Genomic DNA, 14161 nt, shown 5'->3' with positions numbered 1-14161 from the left:
GTTTTGACCGGGAAGTCCATGGACGCCATCGTCATCGAGGGCGCGCGTACCCATAACCTGCGCGACCTGCATCTGACCCTGCCCCGCGGCAAGCTCATCGTCATCACCGGCCTGTCCGGCTCGGGCAAGTCATCGCTTGCCTTCGACACGCTCTACGCCGAGGGACAGCGCCGCTACGTCGAGTCGCTGTCGGCCTATGCCCGGCAGTTCCTGTCGATGATGGACAAACCCGATGTCGACCATATCGAGGGCCTGTCGCCGGCGATCGCCATCGAGCAGAAGTCGACCTCGCACAACCCGCGCTCCACCGTAGGCACGGTCACCGAGATCCATGACTATCTGCGTCTGCTCTTCGCCCGCGCCGGTACGCCGCACTGCCCCACCCACGGCCATGCACTCGAGGCGCAGAGCGTCAGCGAGATGGTCGACCAGATCCTGGCCCAGCCGGATGAACGGCGATTCATGCTGCTGGCCCCGCGCATCCGCGGACGCAAGGGCGAGCACCGCGAGGTCTTCGCCGACCTGCGTAACCAGGGCTTTGTCCGGGCACGGGTGGACGGCGAGGTGGTGGACCTGGACGAGGTGCCGGCGCTGGACCCGCAGCGCAGCCACGACATCGACGTGGTGGTGGATCGCTTCCGGGTCCGACCGGATCTCGCGACCCGGCTCGCCGACTCGCTGGAGACCTGTCTGGCGCTGGGTGACGACGTCGCCCGGCTCGCGGACATGGACGATGCCACGCGCGAGGAACTGGTGTTCTCGGCGCGCTACGCCTGCCCCGAATGCGGCTATTCGCTGAGCGAGCTCGAACCGCGGCTGTTCTCGTTCAACAACCCCCAGGGGGCCTGCCCCACCTGCGACGGACTGGGCGTGGAGCAGTTCTTCGATCCGGCACGCATCGTCGCCCACCCGGAACTCTCGCTGGCGGCTGGCGCGGTGCGCGGCTGGGACCGGCGCAACGCCTATTACGGCCAGATCATCAACGACCTGGCCGCCCACTACGACTTTGACGTCGATACGCCCTGGCGAGATCTGCCGGCCGCCATCCGCGAGGTGGTGCTCTACGGCAGCGGCGAGGAGATGATCCGGTTTCACTACGCCGGCGCCCGACGCGGCAGTGGCCAGGCCAGCGAGCATCCCTTCGAGGGCGTGGTGAACAACATGTCGCGCCGCTACCGCGAGACCGACTCGGCGGCGGTGCGCGACGAGCTGGCCCGCTATCTCACCCGCCGGACCTGCCCCGACTGTGGCGGCAGCCGCCTGAATGCCGCCGCCCGGCATGTCACCGTGGCCGACTGGACGCTGCCGGCGATCAACGCGCTGTCCATCGCCGAGGCGGCCCGCATCATGGGCGCACTGGATCTGACCGGGGCCCGGGCCACCATCGCCGAGAGCATCCTGCGGGAAATCGACCAGCGCCTGCGTTTCCTGGTGAATGTGGGCCTGGATTATCTGAGCCTTGAGCGCAGCGCCGAGACCCTCTCCGGCGGCGAGGCCCAGCGCATCCGCCTGGCAAGCCAGATCGGCGCCGGACTGGTGGGCGTGATGTATGTGCTCGACGAGCCCTCCATCGGGCTGCATCAGCGCGACAACGACCGGCTGCTGGACACCCTCCGGCATCTGCGTGATCTCGATAACACGGTCATCGTGGTGGAGCACGACGAGGAGGCGATCCGCGCCGCCGACCACATCGTCGACATGGGCCCGGGGGCCGGCAGTGAGGGGGGCGCGGTGATCGCGGCGGGCGACGCCGAGGCGATCATGAACGCGCAGGATTCGCTGACCGGCGACTACCTGGCCGGGCGCCGCCGCATTGCCGTGCCGGCGGAACGGCTTGTCGCCGATGACGCCCGCGCCATCCATATCCGCGGCGCGCGCGGGCACAACCTCCAGGCGGTAGAGGCCCGCTTCCCCGCCGGTCTGATGATCGGGGTCACCGGCGTTTCCGGTTCGGGCAAGTCGACCCTCATCAACGACACGCTCTATCCCGCCGCCGCCGCGGCCCTGAATGGCGCCGAACTGACCCCGGCGGACTGCGAGGCAGTGGACGGCCTCGAGCACTTCGACAAGGTCGTGGATATCGACCAGAGCCCCATCGGCCGGACCCCGCGCTCGAACCCGGCCACCTATACGGGGCTTTTCACGCCCATTCGCGAGCTCTTCGCCGCCACCGCCGAGGCGCGGTCCCGTGGCTATGGCCCGGGGCGGTTCAGCTTCAACGTCCGCGGCGGGCGCTGCGAGGCCTGCCAGGGAGAGGGCGTGATCCGGGTGGCCATGCATTTCCTGCCCGATGTCTACGTCCCCTGCGATACCTGCCGGGGGGCGCGCTACAACCGCGAAACCCTGGAGATCCGCTACCGGGGCTACAACGTCGCCGAGGTGCTGGACATGAGTGTGGCCGAGGCGCTGGCGGTGTTCTCCAGCATCCCGGCGCTGGCGCGCAAGCTCCAGACCCTGATCGACGTGGGCCTCGGCTATGTCCGCCTGGGGCAGAACGCCGTCACCCTCTCCGGCGGCGAGGCCCAGCGGGTCAAACTGGCCCGGGAGCTCTCGCGCCGGGGTACCGGGCAGACGCTCTATATCCTCGACGAGCCCACCACCGGGCTCCATTTCCACGATATCGCCCAGCTGCTCGAGGTGCTGCACCGGCTGCGCGATGAGGGCAACACCCTGGTGGTCATCGAACACAACCTCGATGTCATCAAGACCTGTGACTGGCTGATCGATCTGGGCCCGGAGGGCGGCGCCGGTGGCGGGCGGATCGTGGCCACCGGCACACCAGAGCAGATCGCCGCCGATCCGCACTCGCATACCGGGCGATACCTGGAACCGCTGCTGGAGCGCGCTGGACAGCAATGAAAAAGGCCGATGCCCGGGCGGGTCATCGGCCTTCAGCGGACCCGGCGACCGGCGTGGGCACCGGCCATCGGGATCAGGGCAGCAGGTGCTGGACCGCGTCGCGCTCCTCGACCAGCTCCTGCTCGGTGGCGCTCATGCGCTCGCGGGAGAAGTCGTCGATGCTGAGGTCCTGGACGATCTCGTAGCGCCCGCCACTGCATCGTACCGGGAAGGAGTAGATGATCCCCTCGGCGATGCCGTAGCTGCCATCCGACGGGATCGCCATGCTCACCCAGTCACCCTCCGGTGTCCCGAGGGTCCAGTCGCGCATGTGGTCGATGGCCGCGCTGGCCGCCGAGGCCGCGCTGGACTGGCCACGGGCCTTGATGATGGCGGCGCCGCGCTGCTGCACGGTGGGGATGAAGCTCTCCTCGAGCCAGGCCTGGTCGACCAGGTCGCTGGCGGCCTTGCCGTCGACCACGGCGTGGCTGATGTCCGGATACTGGGTGGCGGAGTGATTGCCCCAGACCGTGAGCTTCTGGATATCGGTGACATGGGTGCCGGTGCGGTTGGCGAGCTGCGCCAGGGCCCGGTTGTGATCAAGCCGCGTCATGGCCGTGAAACAGCGCGGGTCCAGGTCCGGCGCATTGCGCTGGGCGATCAGGGCATTGGTGTTGGCCGGGTTGCCCACCGCCAGCACGCGCACATCGCGGCTTGCCACGGCGTTCATGGCCTTGCCCTGCACCGAGAAAATGGCCGCGTTGGCCTCAAGGAGGTCCTTGCGCTCCATGCCGGGGCCACGCGGCTTGGCGCCCACCAGCAGGATGTAGTCGGCGTCCTTGAACGCCTCCTCGGCCTGGTCACTGGCCTGCAGCCCCGCCAGCAGCGGGAAGGCGCAGTCGTCGAGCTCCATCATCACGCCCTGTACGGCGTCCATCGCCGGCGGCACTTCCAGGAGCTGGAGGATGACCGGCTGATCCGGCCCCAGCATGTCGCCCGAGGCGATACGGAAAAGGAGACTGTAACCGATCTGGCCGGCGGCGCCGGTTACCGCTACGCGTACAGGTGCTTTCATGGAACCCCCTCCATTGTTGTCAGCGCGCCGGCACTGGTGCACCGCCGCAATTCGGCGAAGTCTAGCACATGAAAAAGGCCACCCGGAGGTGGCCTTGTCTTGCGCGGTTCGCGGTCGTCAGCGCCCTGCCCGGACTGTCCCGGGACCTCAGGAGGCCTCGGCGACTTCTTCGTCGGCTTCCTCGGGCGCTTCCGCCATGGGCCGGTCCACCAGCTCCACAAATGCCATCGGCGCATTGTCTCCGGCCCGGAACCCGGCCTTGAGGATGCGCAGATAGCCACCGGGGCGCTCGCGGTAACGCGGACCCAACTCCTCGAAGAGCTTGGTGACGATTGCCTTGTTGCGCAGCCGGGCGAACGCCAGGCGGCGGTTCGCCACCGTATCATTACCGGCCAGCGTGATCAGTGGCTCGGCCACACGCCGCAGCTCCTTGGCCTTGGGCAGCGTGGTCCGAATGGCCTCGTGCTCGAACAGTGATGCCGACATGTTGCGGAACATCGCCTGCCGATGCGAACTGTTGCGGTTGAGTTTCCGTCCTGCCTTGCGATGACGCATCACGCTTCCCCCTTAACCCGTGGCCCGGCCACGCTCCTCAAGGCTGGCCGGCGGCCAGTTCTCGAGACGCATGCCAAGCTGAAGCCCGTGCTGTGCCAGGACTTCCTTGATTTCATTAAGCGACTTTTTACCGAGGTTCGGCGTCTTGAGCAGCTCCACCTCAGTGCGCTGGACCAGATCACCCACGTAGTGGATGCTCTCGGCCTTCAGGCAGTTGGCGGAGCGCACCGTGAGCTCCAGATCGTCGATCGGGCGCAGCAGCACCGGATCCACCTCCGGTTCCTTGCGACGCGGTTCGGCCTCGCCCTCGCCCCCTTCCAGGTCGACGAACACGGCCAGCTGATCGCGCAGCACGCCGGCGGCGAGGCGAATCGCCTCCTCCGGCTCGATGACGCCGCTGGTCTCGATGTCCATGACCAGCTTGTCGAGATCGGTCCGCTGTTCGACACGCGCGCTCTCGACATTGTAGGCGACGCGCCGGACCGGGCTGTAGGTCGCATCCAGGGCCAGCCGGCCGATGGTGCGCTCCTCTTCCGGATCACGTGCCGTGGCGGGCTCGTAACCGCGGCCACTGGCAATGGTGATCGACATGCTGATCTCACCCGCCTGGGTGAGGTTGCAGATCACCAGCTCCGGGTTCTTGACCTCGACGTTCTGCTCCTCGGCGATATCCGCCGCGGTCACCGCCCCGGGCCCCTTTTTGTGGAGCCGGAGCGTGGCCTCGTCCCGACCGTTCAGACGCACGGCCAGGTTCTTGAGGTTGAGCAGAATGTCGACGACATCCTCCTGCACGCCCTCGACGGCGGTGTACTCGTGGAGCACGCCTTCGATCTCGACCTCGGTGACGGCGAAACCCGGCATCGAGGAGAGCAGGACGCGCCGCAGCGCGTTACCCAGCGTGTGCCCGAATCCGCGCTCCAGCGGCTCGAGCGTGATACGGGCGCGCTTTTCGCTGACCGCATCCACGTCCACCACTCGAGGTTTAAGGAAATCCTTAAACTGACCCTGCATGAATGAAACTCCTGATCGGTAAGACCGCCCGCGGCGCCCTTACTTGGAATAAAGCTCGACGATGAGATGCTCGTTGATCTCGGCGGCCAGATCGGCGCGGTCGGGCAGCTGCTTGAAAGTGCCCTTGAACGCCTTGGCATCGACCTCGAGCCACTCCGGCAGTCCGTTCTGCTGTGCCATCTCTTGGGCGGCCTGCACGCGGAGCTGCTTCTGAGCGCGCTGGCGGATGCCCACCTCGTCACCCGCCTTGACCTCGGCGGAGGCGACGTTGGTCACCCGGCCGTTGTGCTCCACCGCGCGGTGCGCCACCAACTGGCGGGCCTCGGCGCGGGTCGCCGCAAAGCCCATGCGGTAGACGACGTTGTCGAGCCGGCTTTCAAGGAGCTGCAGCAGGTTCTCACCCGTGTTGCCCTTGCGGCGGTCGGCTTCCTTGTAGTACTTCCGGAACTGACGCTCCAGCACGCCGTACATGCGGCGCACTTTCTGCTTCTCGCGCAGCTGCAGGCCGTAATCCGAGAGGCGGCCGCGGCGCTGGCCGTGCTGCCCCGGAGGCGTATCCAACTTGCACTTGCTGTCGAGTGGCCGGACGCCGCTCTTCAGGTAGAGGTCGGTGCCCTCGCGGCGAGCGAGCTTGCAGGTCGGTCCGATGTAACGTGCCATGATTGCGTTCCCCTGATCAGACGCGACGCTTCTTGGGCGGACGGCATCCGTTGTGCGGGATGGGCGTCACGTCCTCGATATTCGTGATGCGGTAGCCAACGTTGTTGAGGGCCCGAACGGCGGACTCGCGGCCCGGCCCCGGTCCCTTGACCCGCACCTCCAGATTTTTCAGACCGTAGTCCTTGGCCGACTCGCCGGCCCGCTCGGACGCCACCTGCGCGGCGAACGGCGTGCTCTTGCGTGAGCCGCGGAAACCACTGCCGCCGGCACTGGCCCAGGCGAGGGCATTACCCTGCCGGTCGGTGATGGTGATCACCGTGTTATTGAAGCTCGCGTTGACGTGCGCGATCCCATCGACAACCGTACGCTTGACGCGCTTGCGGGTACGGGTGGTTGGCTTGGCCATGTGAATGCTGTCCTGCTATTGCGTTAACGGGTGACGGCACGGCGCGGGCCCTTGCGGGTACGCGCATTGGTCCGGGTCTTCTGTCCCCGCACCGTCATGCCACGCCGGTGGCGGATGCCGCGGTAGCAGCCCATGTCCATCAAACGCTTGATGTCCATGGCCACCTGACGCCGCAGGTCGCCCTCGACGGCATATTCGTTGACAACGCCGCGCACGCGCTCGAGCTCGTCATCCGTGAGCTCGTTGACCTTGCGGTCGGGCGCGATGTCGGCCGCCTTGCAGATAGACGCCGCCCGAGTCCGGCCAATGCCGTAAATCGAGGTCAGCGCGATCACTGTGTGCTTGTTGGCGGGGATATTGACGCCAGCAATACGGGCCATGAGCCGTTACTCCCGAGTTGTTCTTTGCTCGCGGAAACCCGCTAGTATAGCCGGATTACCGTATTTCATTCAAGCCACGATCGCCGGGGCTCAGCCCTGGCGCTGCTTATGGCGCGCATCCGTCGTGCAGATCACCCGCACCACGCCGCCACGCTTGATCACCTTGCAGTTGCGGCAGATTTTCTTGACCGAGGCACGTACCTTCATCGTCCCGTCTCCAGATTTCTCATTCAGCGCATCAGCCCGCCGCCGGCACCACGCCCGTGGGCCTGCAGATTAGCCTTCTTCATCAGCGGCTCGTACTGGTGGGATACGAGGTGTGCCTGCAGCTGCGACATGAAGTCCATCACCACCACCACGATGATCAGCAGCGAAGTGCCACCAAAGTAGAACGGCACGTTCCAGTAGAGGATCAGGAACTCCGGCAGCAGGCAGACCGCCGTGATGTACCCCGCGCCCACCAGCGTGAGCCGCGTCATGACCTTGTCGATATAGCGCGAGGTCTGCTCACCGGGCCGGACACCGGGAATGAAGGCACCGGAGCGCTTCAGGTTGTCGGCCGTATCCCGCGAGTTGAAAACCAGCGCCGTGTAGAAAAAACAGAAAAAGATGATCGCCGCCGCATAGAAGGCGATGTAGAGCGGCTGCCCGGGGCTCAGGGTCTGCCCGAGGCGCTGCATCCACGAAAGCCCCTCCATCTCACCGAACCACTGTCCAATGGTGGCGGGAAAGAGAATGATGCTGGAGGCGAAGATCGCCGGGATCACACCGGCCATGTTGATCTTCAGCGGCAGATGGCTGGTCTGCCCCGCATACATCTTCCGGCCCTGCTGCCGTCGCGCGTAGTGAATCGTGATCCGGCGCTGGCCGCGCTCCATGAACACAATGAACCAGATCACCCCCAGCGCCAGCATCAGCAGGATGATGACCGTCGGAATGCCCAGCTCGCCCGTCCGGGTCAGCTCAAGCGTGCCACCCAGCGCTGCCGGAAGCCCGGCCACGATGCCTGCGAAAATGATCAGCGAAATGCCGTTGCCGATACCCCGCTCGGTGATCTGCTCACCCAGCCACATGAGGAACATCGTCCCCGTGACGAGCGTCGTCGTGCCGATGAACACGAAACTCGGGCCCGGATCCAGGACCACGCCCTGGTTCTGCAGGGCCACCGTAATACCGATGCCCTGGAACAGCGCCAGCGCCAGCGTGCCGTAGCGCGTGTACTTGGTGATCACGCGGCGGCCCTGCTCGCCTTCCTTGCGCAGCTGCTGCAGCGAGGGCACCACCGCACTCATCAACTGCATGATGATTGATGCGCTGATATAGGGCATCACGCCCAGTGCAAAGATCGACAGCCGGCCCAGCGCACCGCCCGAAAACATGTTGAACATGTCCAGGATCGTCCCCGCCTGCTGCTCGAACATATCCGCGAGGGCGCCCTGGTCGATGCCCGGAATCGTGATATGCGCGCCCAGTCGATAGACGATCAGGGCCATGACCACGAACGTCAGCCGCTGGCGGACCTCCGTGAGCCGACCCATGCCCCCGAGGGCACCTGCATTGGCGGACGCCCGAGCCACTTACGCTTCGACCTTGCCGCCGGCCTTCTCGATGGCCGCCCGGGCACCGGCCGTGGCGCGCACGCCCTGTAGCGTCACCGCCCGAGCGATCTCGCCGGAGGCGATCACCTTCGCCGACCGCGCGTTCCGCGGCACAATCCCTGCGGCCTGCAGCGTCTCCAGCGAGACCACATCACCATCCACCAGGGCGAGCTCCGGCAGGCGGACCTCGGCCACGTACTGACCCTTGCGCGAGCGGAAGCCGACCTTGGGCACCCGACGCTGGAGCGGCATCTGGCCGCCCTCGAAACCGGTCTTGTGGAAGCCGCCGCTGCGGGACTTCTGCCCCTTATGACCACGGCTCGCGGTCTTGCCCATGCCCGAGCCGGCGCCACGGCCGACGCGCTCGGCATCGCGCCGCGAACCCGGTGCGGGGCGCAGTGAATTCAGTCGCATCGCTCAGACCTCCTCGACCTGGAGCATGTAGGAGACCTTGTTGATCATCCCGCGGTTCTCCGGCGTATCGTTGACCACCACGCTGTGGTGCATGCGCCGGAGGCCAAGCCCGGAGACGCAGGCCTTATGTCCGGCCAGCCGGCCCGACAGGCTGCGCACCAGGGTCACACGAATCTGCTTGTTCTTAGCCATGATCAGCTCTGAACCTCTTCGACCGTCTTGCCGCGCTTGGCCGCCACGTACTCCGGAGAGTGATAGTCGGAGAGCGCCTTGATGGTCGCCTGAACCACGTTGATCGGGTTGCGCGAGCCGATGGCCTTGGCCAGCACGTCCTGCACGCCGACCACCTCGAAGACGGCGCGCATGGCGCCACCGGCGATGATGCCGGTACCTTCCGAGGCCGGCTGCATGAACACCTTGCTCGAGCCGTGGTACCCCGTGATCGCGTACTGCAGGGTCGGGCCGTTGAGGTTGACCTGACGCATGTTCTGCCGGGCACGCTCCATGGCCTTCTGAATGGCCAGGGGCACTTCACGGGCCTTCCCGTACCCGTAACCCACGGAACCCTCGCCATCGCCGACCACGGTCAGGGCGGTAAAGCCGAACTGACGGCCACCCTTCACCACCTTGGCCACGCGATTGATGGTGATGAGCTTCTCGCGAAGACCCTCACCGCTGACATCACTGGTCGCCATCGCCACTATGCCTCTGTTCAGAATTTGAGTCCGGCTTCACGGGCGGCATCGGCAATCGCCTGAACACGTCCGTGAAACTTGAAGCCCGAGCGGTCGAAGGCCACCTCGGTGATGCCCGCGGCCGTCGCGCGCTCGGCGATGGCCCGGCCCACCGCCTTGGCGGCCTCGATATTGCCGCCGCTGGCGAGTTCGCCGCGCACGTCCTTCTCCAGGGTAGATGCCGCCGCCAGCGTCTGGCCGGCATCCGCGGAGATGACCTGGGCATAGGTATGCCGGGGGGTACGGTGGATCGTCAGCCGTACCGCTCCGAGCTCCCGCATCTTGGCGCGGGCCTTGCGGGCCCGGCGCTGTCTTGCTGCCTTCTTCTCCATCGCCATTACTTCTTCTTGGCTTCCTTCATGATGACCCGCTCGTCGGCGTACCGAACGCCCTTGCCCTTGTAGGGCTCCGGCGGACGGTAGGCGCGGATGTCTGCCGCCACCTGACCGACCTTCTGCTTGTCGATGCCCCTCACCACGATTTCCGTGTTGGACGGCGTCTCGACTGTGACGCCTTCGGGCACCGGATGCTCGACCGGGTGCGAAAATCCGAGCGTGAGGTTGAGCTTCTGCCCCTGCGCCTGGGCGCGGTACCCGACACCCACCAGCTGCAGACGCCGCTCGAAGCCCTCGCTCACACCACGGACCATATTGTTGACCAGGGCCCGGGTGGTGCCCGCCAGAGCGACAGCATCCTGCCGCTCACGGTTGGCCGCAAAGGTCAGGTTCTGCTCTTCCTGGCCCACGTCCACCCACTCGTGGATGGTGTGGCTGAGCTCACCCTTGCCGCCCTTGACGGTGATCTGACGATCGCCGCCAAGATTGACCTCGACACCACTCGGGATCGTTACCGGATTGTTCGCTACTCTGGACATGACCGCCTCGTCCCGTCTCTAGAACACGACACAGAGGACTTCACCGCCGTGGCCGGCGTCGCGCGCCGCCCGATCGGTCATGACACCCTGCGAGGTGGAAATGATGGCAGTCCCCAGCCCGCCTCGAACCTGCGGCAGAGAGCCCTTGCCCTCGAAGCGGCGCAGGCCGGGGCGGCTGACGCGCTGAATCTCCTCGATGACCGGACGGCCGTCGTGGTACTTCAGCGACACCACCAGCGTCGGCTTCTTCTCGTCGCCCTCGACCCGGTAGTCATGAACATAGCCTTCGTCCTTCAGCACTCGGGCGATGGCCATCTTCAGCTTCGAGGAGGGCATTGAGACCTCCGTCTTCTCGGCGGACTGACCGTTGCGAATGCGGGTCAGCATATCCGCGATGGGATCGGTCATGCTCATGTTCGCGTCACCTGGTTCCTTGCCTGGTTACCCTTGCCCATACCGCTCACCAGCTGGACAGCTTCAGGCCGGGGATCTCACCGCGCATCGCGGCCTGGCGGAGCATGTTCCGGGCCAGACCGAACTTGCGGTAGTAACCGCGAGGCCGACCCGAGACATTGCACCGGTTGCGGCCCCGCACCGGGCTGGCGTTCCGGGGCAGGTTCTGAAGCTGCTCCTGAGCCGCCGCCCGCTCCTCGTCCGAGGAGGCGGGGCTGCGAATGATTTCCTTGAGCTCGGCGCGCTTGGTCGCATACTTGTTGCGCAGCCGCTCGCGCTTGAGCTCACGCTGGACCATGGAAACCTTTGCCATTTCCTGCCCTCTTTTACTTGCGGAAGGGGAACCCAAAGCCCTCGAGCAGGGCCATGGCTTCCTCGTCCGTCTTTGCAGTAGTGCCGATCGCGATATCCATACCGCGAATGGCATCGATCTTGTCGAACTCGAGTTCCGGGAACACGAGCTGCTCCTGGATGCCGACGTTGTAGTTGCCCCGGCCGTCGAACGAGCGCGGCGAGAACCCCCGGAAGTCACGGACCCGCGGCGCGGCGATGTTGATCAGCCGGTCGAAGAACTCGTACATCCGCTCGCGGCGCAGCGTCACCTTGACCCCGATGGGCCAGTTCTCGCGGATCTTGAACCCCGCGACCGCCTTCCGCGTATAGGTCACGATCGGCTTCTGACCGGCCAGTGACGCCAGGTCACCGGCGGCGTGGTCGACAACCTTCTTGTCGCGGACCGCCTCACCGAGGCCCATGTTGATGACGATCTTCTCGAGCCGCGGCACCTGCATGGGATTGCCATACTCAAAGCGCTGCGACAGCGCCGAGACGATTTCGCTTTTGTATTGCTCCCGCAATCTGGCCATCACGGCACCCTAGTCAATCAGGTTGTTGTCGGACTTGAAGAAACGCACCTTGCGGCCGCCATCATCAACCCGGATACCGACCCGATCGGGCTTACCGGTATTGGGGTTGTAGATCGCCACGTTGGAGCGGTGCAGGGGCATTTCCTGCTCGATGATCCCGCCGGCGTCATTCGCCTGGGGATTCGCCCGCCGGTGCTTCTTCACCATATTCGCGTTCTCGACCACGATGCGGTCCCGCTCCGGGAGCACTCGGGTCACTCGGCCGCGCCGGCCCTTGTCCTTGCCGGCGATGACCATGACTTCGTCACCGGTTCTGATCTTGCGCATGACTACAGTACCTCCGGCGCCAACGAGATGATCCGCATGAAGCGCTCGGTGCGCAGCTCACGGGTCACCGGGCCGAACACACGGGTGCCGATGGGCTGCAGGTTGTTATTCAGCAGCACGGCGGCATTCCCGTCGAAGCGGATCAGCGAACCGTCGGGCCGGCGCACGCCGCGCTTGGTGCGCACCACCACGGCGTTGTAAACCTCGCCCTTCTTGACGCGACCCCGGGGGATGGCGTCCTTGACGCTGACCTTGATGATGTCGCCGATGCCGGCGTAGCGGCGCTTGGACCCGCCCAGCACCTTGATGCACTGGACTTCCCGCGCTCCGCTGTTATCCGCCGCGCCAAGCAGCGTCTGCATCTGAATCATGGCGATTGACTCTCTATGATTATCCGTTGCCTATTGGGCCGCGCGCTCGAGCACTTCCACGAGCCGCCAGGACTTGCGCTTGGAGATCGGGCGGCACTCCGCCACGGCCACCCAGTCGCCCTTCTGGCAGACGTTGTCCTCATCGTGCGCATGGACCTTGGTGGTCCGGCGGATGTATTTGCCATACAGCGGATGGGCGACCTGCCGCTCCACGGCCACCGTGATGGTCTTATCCATGGCCGTACTGGTCACGCGGCCGTTGACCGTGCGCTGGACGCTGTCTTTCTCGCTCATGACGTCTCGCCTGCCTTGATCTTCTCGTTGATCACGGTCTTGAGGCGGGCGATATCCCGCCGCACCCGTGTCACCTGGTCGGGCCGCGCGAGCTGCCCGGTCGCCTGCTGCATACGCAGGTTGAACTGTTCCTTGCGCTGCTCCAGGAGCTCGGCCTCAAGGGCCTCGATGTCCTTGTCGCGAAGTTCCGTTGCCTTCATCACATCGCCGTCCGTTCAACGAAACGGGTCTGCACCGGGAGCTTGGCCGCGGCGCGGCGGAATGCCTCGCGCGCCACCTCTTCGGAGACCCCTTCGATTTCATAGATCACCCGACCCGGCTGCACCTTGGCCGCCCAGTGATCGACATTGCCCTTGCCCTTGCCCTGCCGGACTTCGAGCGGCTTGGAGGTGATCGGGGTATCCGGGAAAATCCGGATCCAGATCTTGCCGCCACGACGCACGTGACGGTTGATCGCCCGACGCCCGGCCTCGATCTGCCGCGCCGTGATCGGCCCGCGGGTGGTCGACTTCAGACCGAACTCGCCGAAGTTGACCTTGTCGCCGCGACTGGCCAGACCGTTGTTGCGGCCCTTCTGCTGTTTTCTGAACTTGGTGCGCTTTGGCTGAAGCATGACTGTCTCCTTCCAACCGCCTCAGCTGGCGGCCGCCCGCTGATTGGGGGCGGCGTCCGTGTCCAGGATCTCGCCCTTGAACACCCAGACCTTCACGCCAATCACCCCATAGGTGGTCTTGGCTTCGGCGAATCCGTAATCAATGTCGGCGCGCAGCGTATGCAGCGGGACACTGCCCTCGTGGTAGCGCTCCGAACGGGCGATCTCCGCGCCGTTCAGGCGACCGCCAACCTGGATCTTGATGCCCTGCGCACCCAGCCGCATGGCATTGCCCACCGCCCGCTTCATGGCGCGGCGGAACATGATCCGGCGCTCGAGCTGCTGGGCGACACTCTCCGCCACCAACTGGGCGTCGAGCTCGGGCTTGCGGATCTCCTCGATGTTCACATGCACCGGGATCCCCATACGCTGGGTGAGCTCACGGCGCAGGCGATCGATATCCTCGCCCTTCTTGCCGATCACGATGCCCGGCCGGGCCGTGTGAATCGTGATCAGTGCGTTCTTCGCCGGCCGCTCGATCCGAATCCGGCTGATCGATGCATGCGACAGGCGCTTGCGAATGAATTCCCGAATCAGGTGATCGGTATACAACTGGTCGCCGAAACGATTGCTGTCGGCGTACCACATCGACCGCCAATCCTCGGTAATACCGAGCCGGAAACCCGTGGGATGAACCTTATGACCCATTCCTA

The 14161-nt window shown here is 65.5% G+C and carries 23 protein-coding genes; 1 reads left to right on the top strand and 22 read right to left on the bottom strand.

Going from position 1 to position 14161, the window contains the following annotated elements:
* Positions 1–18 precede the first annotated feature (18 nt).
* Positions 19–2859, top strand: coding sequence for an excinuclease ABC subunit UvrA (uvrA, locus tag V6X30_RS00355; RefSeq protein WP_367982652.1), 2841 nt, complete (start codon positions 19–21; stop codon positions 2857–2859).
* A gap of 73 nt (positions 2860–2932) precedes the next feature.
* Here the strand turns inward: uvrA and V6X30_RS00350 are convergent, their stop codons facing one another.
* From V6X30_RS00350 to rpsC, 22 genes are all read right to left on the bottom strand, one after another.
* Entirely contained in the window at positions 2933–3913 is a 981-nt protein-coding gene (locus tag V6X30_RS00350) for a malate dehydrogenase (protein WP_367982651.1), read from the bottom strand.
* Between the two features lie 147 nt (positions 3914–4060).
* On the bottom strand, positions 4061–4468 hold the full coding sequence (rplQ, locus tag V6X30_RS00345) for a 50S ribosomal protein L17 (RefSeq protein WP_367982650.1): 408 nt from the start codon (positions 4466–4468) through the stop codon (positions 4061–4063).
* A gap of 12 nt (positions 4469–4480) precedes the next feature.
* On the bottom strand, positions 4481–5479 hold the full coding sequence (locus V6X30_RS00340) for a DNA-directed RNA polymerase subunit alpha (protein ID WP_367982649.1): 999 nt from the start codon (positions 5477–5479) through the stop codon (positions 4481–4483).
* A 39-nt stretch (positions 5480–5518) separates the two neighbouring features.
* Positions 5519–6139, bottom strand: coding sequence for a 30S ribosomal protein S4 (gene rpsD / locus V6X30_RS00335; RefSeq protein ID WP_367982648.1), 621 nt, complete (start codon positions 6137–6139; stop codon positions 5519–5521).
* Positions 6140–6155: 16 nt separating this feature from the next.
* Positions 6156–6545 carry a 30S ribosomal protein S11 gene (gene rpsK, locus V6X30_RS00330; RefSeq protein ID WP_367982647.1) on the bottom strand — a complete coding sequence of 130 codons (390 nt, stop codon included), beginning with the start codon at positions 6543–6545 and terminating at the stop codon, positions 6156–6158.
* Between the two features lie 23 nt (positions 6546–6568).
* Entirely contained in the window at positions 6569–6925 is a 357-nt protein-coding gene (gene rpsM / locus V6X30_RS00325) for a 30S ribosomal protein S13 (protein WP_367982646.1), read from the bottom strand.
* A 90-nt stretch (positions 6926–7015) separates the two neighbouring features.
* The gene (rpmJ, locus tag V6X30_RS00320) at positions 7016–7132 is read right to left on the bottom strand and encodes a 50S ribosomal protein L36 (RefSeq protein WP_153719625.1); all 117 of its coding nucleotides are present in this window, start codon (positions 7130–7132) and stop codon (positions 7016–7018) included.
* Positions 7133–7155: 23 nt separating this feature from the next.
* Positions 7156–8463: a preprotein translocase subunit SecY gene (secY, locus tag V6X30_RS00315; protein WP_408022346.1), complete on the bottom strand. Its 1308-nt coding sequence runs from the start codon at positions 8461–8463 to the stop codon at positions 7156–7158.
* Between the two features lie 39 nt (positions 8464–8502).
* Positions 8503–8937: a 50S ribosomal protein L15 gene (rplO, locus tag V6X30_RS00310; protein WP_367982644.1), complete on the bottom strand. Its 435-nt coding sequence runs from the start codon at positions 8935–8937 to the stop codon at positions 8503–8505.
* A gap of 3 nt (positions 8938–8940) precedes the next feature.
* Positions 8941–9129, bottom strand: coding sequence for a 50S ribosomal protein L30 (gene rpmD, locus V6X30_RS00305; RefSeq protein WP_367982643.1), 189 nt, complete (start codon positions 9127–9129; stop codon positions 8941–8943).
* Between the two features lie 2 nt (positions 9130–9131).
* Positions 9132–9632 (bottom strand): 30S ribosomal protein S5, encoded by a 501-nt coding sequence (gene rpsE, locus V6X30_RS00300; RefSeq protein ID WP_367982642.1) that lies wholly within the window; start codon positions 9630–9632, stop codon positions 9132–9134.
* Between the two features lie 17 nt (positions 9633–9649).
* On the bottom strand, positions 9650–10003 hold the full coding sequence (rplR, locus tag V6X30_RS00295) for a 50S ribosomal protein L18 (RefSeq protein ID WP_367982641.1): 354 nt from the start codon (positions 10001–10003) through the stop codon (positions 9650–9652).
* A gap of 5 nt (positions 10004–10008) precedes the next feature.
* Positions 10009–10545 carry a 50S ribosomal protein L6 gene (gene rplF, locus V6X30_RS00290; RefSeq protein ID WP_367982640.1) on the bottom strand — a complete coding sequence of 179 codons (537 nt, stop codon included), beginning with the start codon at positions 10543–10545 and terminating at the stop codon, positions 10009–10011.
* A gap of 18 nt (positions 10546–10563) precedes the next feature.
* Positions 10564–10959, bottom strand: a complete 396-nt coding sequence (gene rpsH, locus V6X30_RS00285; protein WP_367982639.1) for a 30S ribosomal protein S8 — start codon at positions 10957–10959, stop codon at positions 10564–10566.
* A gap of 46 nt (positions 10960–11005) precedes the next feature.
* Entirely contained in the window at positions 11006–11311 is a 306-nt protein-coding gene (rpsN, locus tag V6X30_RS00280) for a 30S ribosomal protein S14 (RefSeq protein WP_367982638.1), read from the bottom strand.
* A 13-nt stretch (positions 11312–11324) separates the two neighbouring features.
* Positions 11325–11864, bottom strand: coding sequence for a 50S ribosomal protein L5 (gene rplE, locus V6X30_RS00275; RefSeq protein ID WP_367982637.1), 540 nt, complete (start codon positions 11862–11864; stop codon positions 11325–11327).
* A gap of 9 nt (positions 11865–11873) precedes the next feature.
* A complete protein-coding gene (gene rplX, locus V6X30_RS00270; RefSeq protein WP_367982636.1) occupies positions 11874–12191 on the bottom strand; it encodes a 50S ribosomal protein L24 in 318 nt (105 codons plus the stop codon).
* Positions 12192–12193: 2 nt separating this feature from the next.
* Complete coding sequence (rplN, locus tag V6X30_RS00265) at positions 12194–12562, bottom strand: 50S ribosomal protein L14 (RefSeq protein WP_367965875.1); 369 nt, start codon at positions 12560–12562, stop codon at positions 12194–12196.
* A gap of 30 nt (positions 12563–12592) precedes the next feature.
* Positions 12593–12856 carry a 30S ribosomal protein S17 gene (rpsQ, locus tag V6X30_RS00260; RefSeq protein WP_367982635.1) on the bottom strand — a complete coding sequence of 88 codons (264 nt, stop codon included), beginning with the start codon at positions 12854–12856 and terminating at the stop codon, positions 12593–12595.
* Positions 12853–13056 carry a 50S ribosomal protein L29 gene (rpmC, locus tag V6X30_RS00255; RefSeq protein WP_367982634.1) on the bottom strand — a complete coding sequence of 68 codons (204 nt, stop codon included), beginning with the start codon at positions 13054–13056 and terminating at the stop codon, positions 12853–12855. Before rpmC ends, rpsQ begins: the two co-directional genes overlap by 4 nt.
* Complete coding sequence (gene rplP / locus V6X30_RS00250; RefSeq protein WP_367982633.1) at positions 13056–13469, bottom strand: 50S ribosomal protein L16; 414 nt, start codon at positions 13467–13469, stop codon at positions 13056–13058. The genes rpmC and rplP overlap by 1 nt, the downstream gene beginning before the upstream one ends.
* A 21-nt stretch (positions 13470–13490) precedes the next feature.
* Complete coding sequence (gene rpsC, locus V6X30_RS00245; protein ID WP_367965871.1) at positions 13491–14156, bottom strand: 30S ribosomal protein S3; 666 nt, start codon at positions 14154–14156, stop codon at positions 13491–13493.
* Positions 14157–14161: the final 5 nt, after the last annotated feature.

This window comes from Spiribacter sp. 1M189 (assembly GCF_040838345.1).
Lineage (GTDB): Bacteria > Pseudomonadota > Gammaproteobacteria > Nitrococcales > Nitrococcaceae > Spiribacter > Spiribacter insolitus.
The sequence above is the reverse complement of the archived record's forward strand: the minus strand, read 5'-3'. Positions and strand labels throughout refer to the sequence as shown.

Excerpts from the sequence above, each read along its gene's own strand:
- uvrA (WP_367982652.1), top strand. The coding sequence starts at position 19 with ATGGACGCCATCGTCATCGAGGGCGCGCGTACCCATAACCTGCGCGAC.
- V6X30_RS00350 (WP_367982651.1), bottom strand. The coding sequence starts at position 3,913 with ATGAAAGCACCTGTACGCGTAGCGGTAACCGGCGCCGCCGGCCAGATC.
- rplQ (WP_367982650.1), bottom strand. The coding sequence starts at position 4,468 with ATGCGTCATCGCAAGGCAGGACGGAAACTCAACCGCAACAGTTCGCAT.
- V6X30_RS00340 (WP_367982649.1), bottom strand. The coding sequence starts at position 5,479 with ATGCAGGGTCAGTTTAAGGATTTCCTTAAACCTCGAGTGGTGGACGTG.
- rpsD (WP_367982648.1), bottom strand. The coding sequence starts at position 6,139 with ATGGCACGTTACATCGGACCGACCTGCAAGCTCGCTCGCCGCGAGGGC.
- rpsK (WP_367982647.1), bottom strand. The coding sequence starts at position 6,545 with ATGGCCAAGCCAACCACCCGTACCCGCAAGCGCGTCAAGCGTACGGTT.
- rpsM (WP_367982646.1), bottom strand. The coding sequence starts at position 6,925 with ATGGCCCGTATTGCTGGCGTCAATATCCCCGCCAACAAGCACACAGTG.
- rpmJ (WP_153719625.1), bottom strand. The coding sequence starts at position 7,132 with ATGAAGGTACGTGCCTCGGTCAAGAAAATCTGCCGCAACTGCAAGGTG.
- secY (WP_408022346.1), bottom strand. The coding sequence starts at position 8,463 with ATGGGTCGGCTCACGGAGGTCCGCCAGCGGCTGACGTTCGTGGTCATG.
- rplO (WP_367982644.1), bottom strand. The coding sequence starts at position 8,937 with ATGCGACTGAATTCACTGCGCCCCGCACCGGGTTCGCGGCGCGATGCC.
- rpmD (WP_367982643.1), bottom strand. The coding sequence starts at position 9,129 with ATGGCTAAGAACAAGCAGATTCGTGTGACCCTGGTGCGCAGCCTGTCG.
- rpsE (WP_367982642.1), bottom strand. The coding sequence starts at position 9,632 with ATGGCGACCAGTGATGTCAGCGGTGAGGGTCTTCGCGAGAAGCTCATC.
- rplR (WP_367982641.1), bottom strand. The coding sequence starts at position 10,003 with ATGGAGAAGAAGGCAGCAAGACAGCGCCGGGCCCGCAAGGCCCGCGCC.
- rplF (WP_367982640.1), bottom strand. The coding sequence starts at position 10,545 with ATGTCCAGAGTAGCGAACAATCCGGTAACGATCCCGAGTGGTGTCGAG.
- rpsH (WP_367982639.1), bottom strand. The coding sequence starts at position 10,959 with ATGAGCATGACCGATCCCATCGCGGATATGCTGACCCGCATTCGCAAC.
- rpsN (WP_367982638.1), bottom strand. The coding sequence starts at position 11,311 with ATGGCAAAGGTTTCCATGGTCCAGCGTGAGCTCAAGCGCGAGCGGCTG.
- rplE (WP_367982637.1), bottom strand. The coding sequence starts at position 11,864 with ATGGCCAGATTGCGGGAGCAATACAAAAGCGAAATCGTCTCGGCGCTG.
- rplX (WP_367982636.1), bottom strand. The coding sequence starts at position 12,191 with ATGCGCAAGATCAGAACCGGTGACGAAGTCATGGTCATCGCCGGCAAG.
- rplN (WP_367965875.1), bottom strand. The coding sequence starts at position 12,562 with ATGATTCAGATGCAGACGCTGCTTGGCGCGGCGGATAACAGCGGAGCG.
- rpsQ (WP_367982635.1), bottom strand. The coding sequence starts at position 12,856 with ATGAGCGAGAAAGACAGCGTCCAGCGCACGGTCAACGGCCGCGTGACC.
- rpmC (WP_367982634.1), bottom strand. The coding sequence starts at position 13,056 with ATGAAGGCAACGGAACTTCGCGACAAGGACATCGAGGCCCTTGAGGCC.
- rplP (WP_367982633.1), bottom strand. The coding sequence starts at position 13,469 with ATGCTTCAGCCAAAGCGCACCAAGTTCAGAAAACAGCAGAAGGGCCGC.
- rpsC (WP_367965871.1), bottom strand. The coding sequence starts at position 14,156 with ATGGGTCATAAGGTTCATCCCACGGGTTTCCGGCTCGGTATTACCGAG.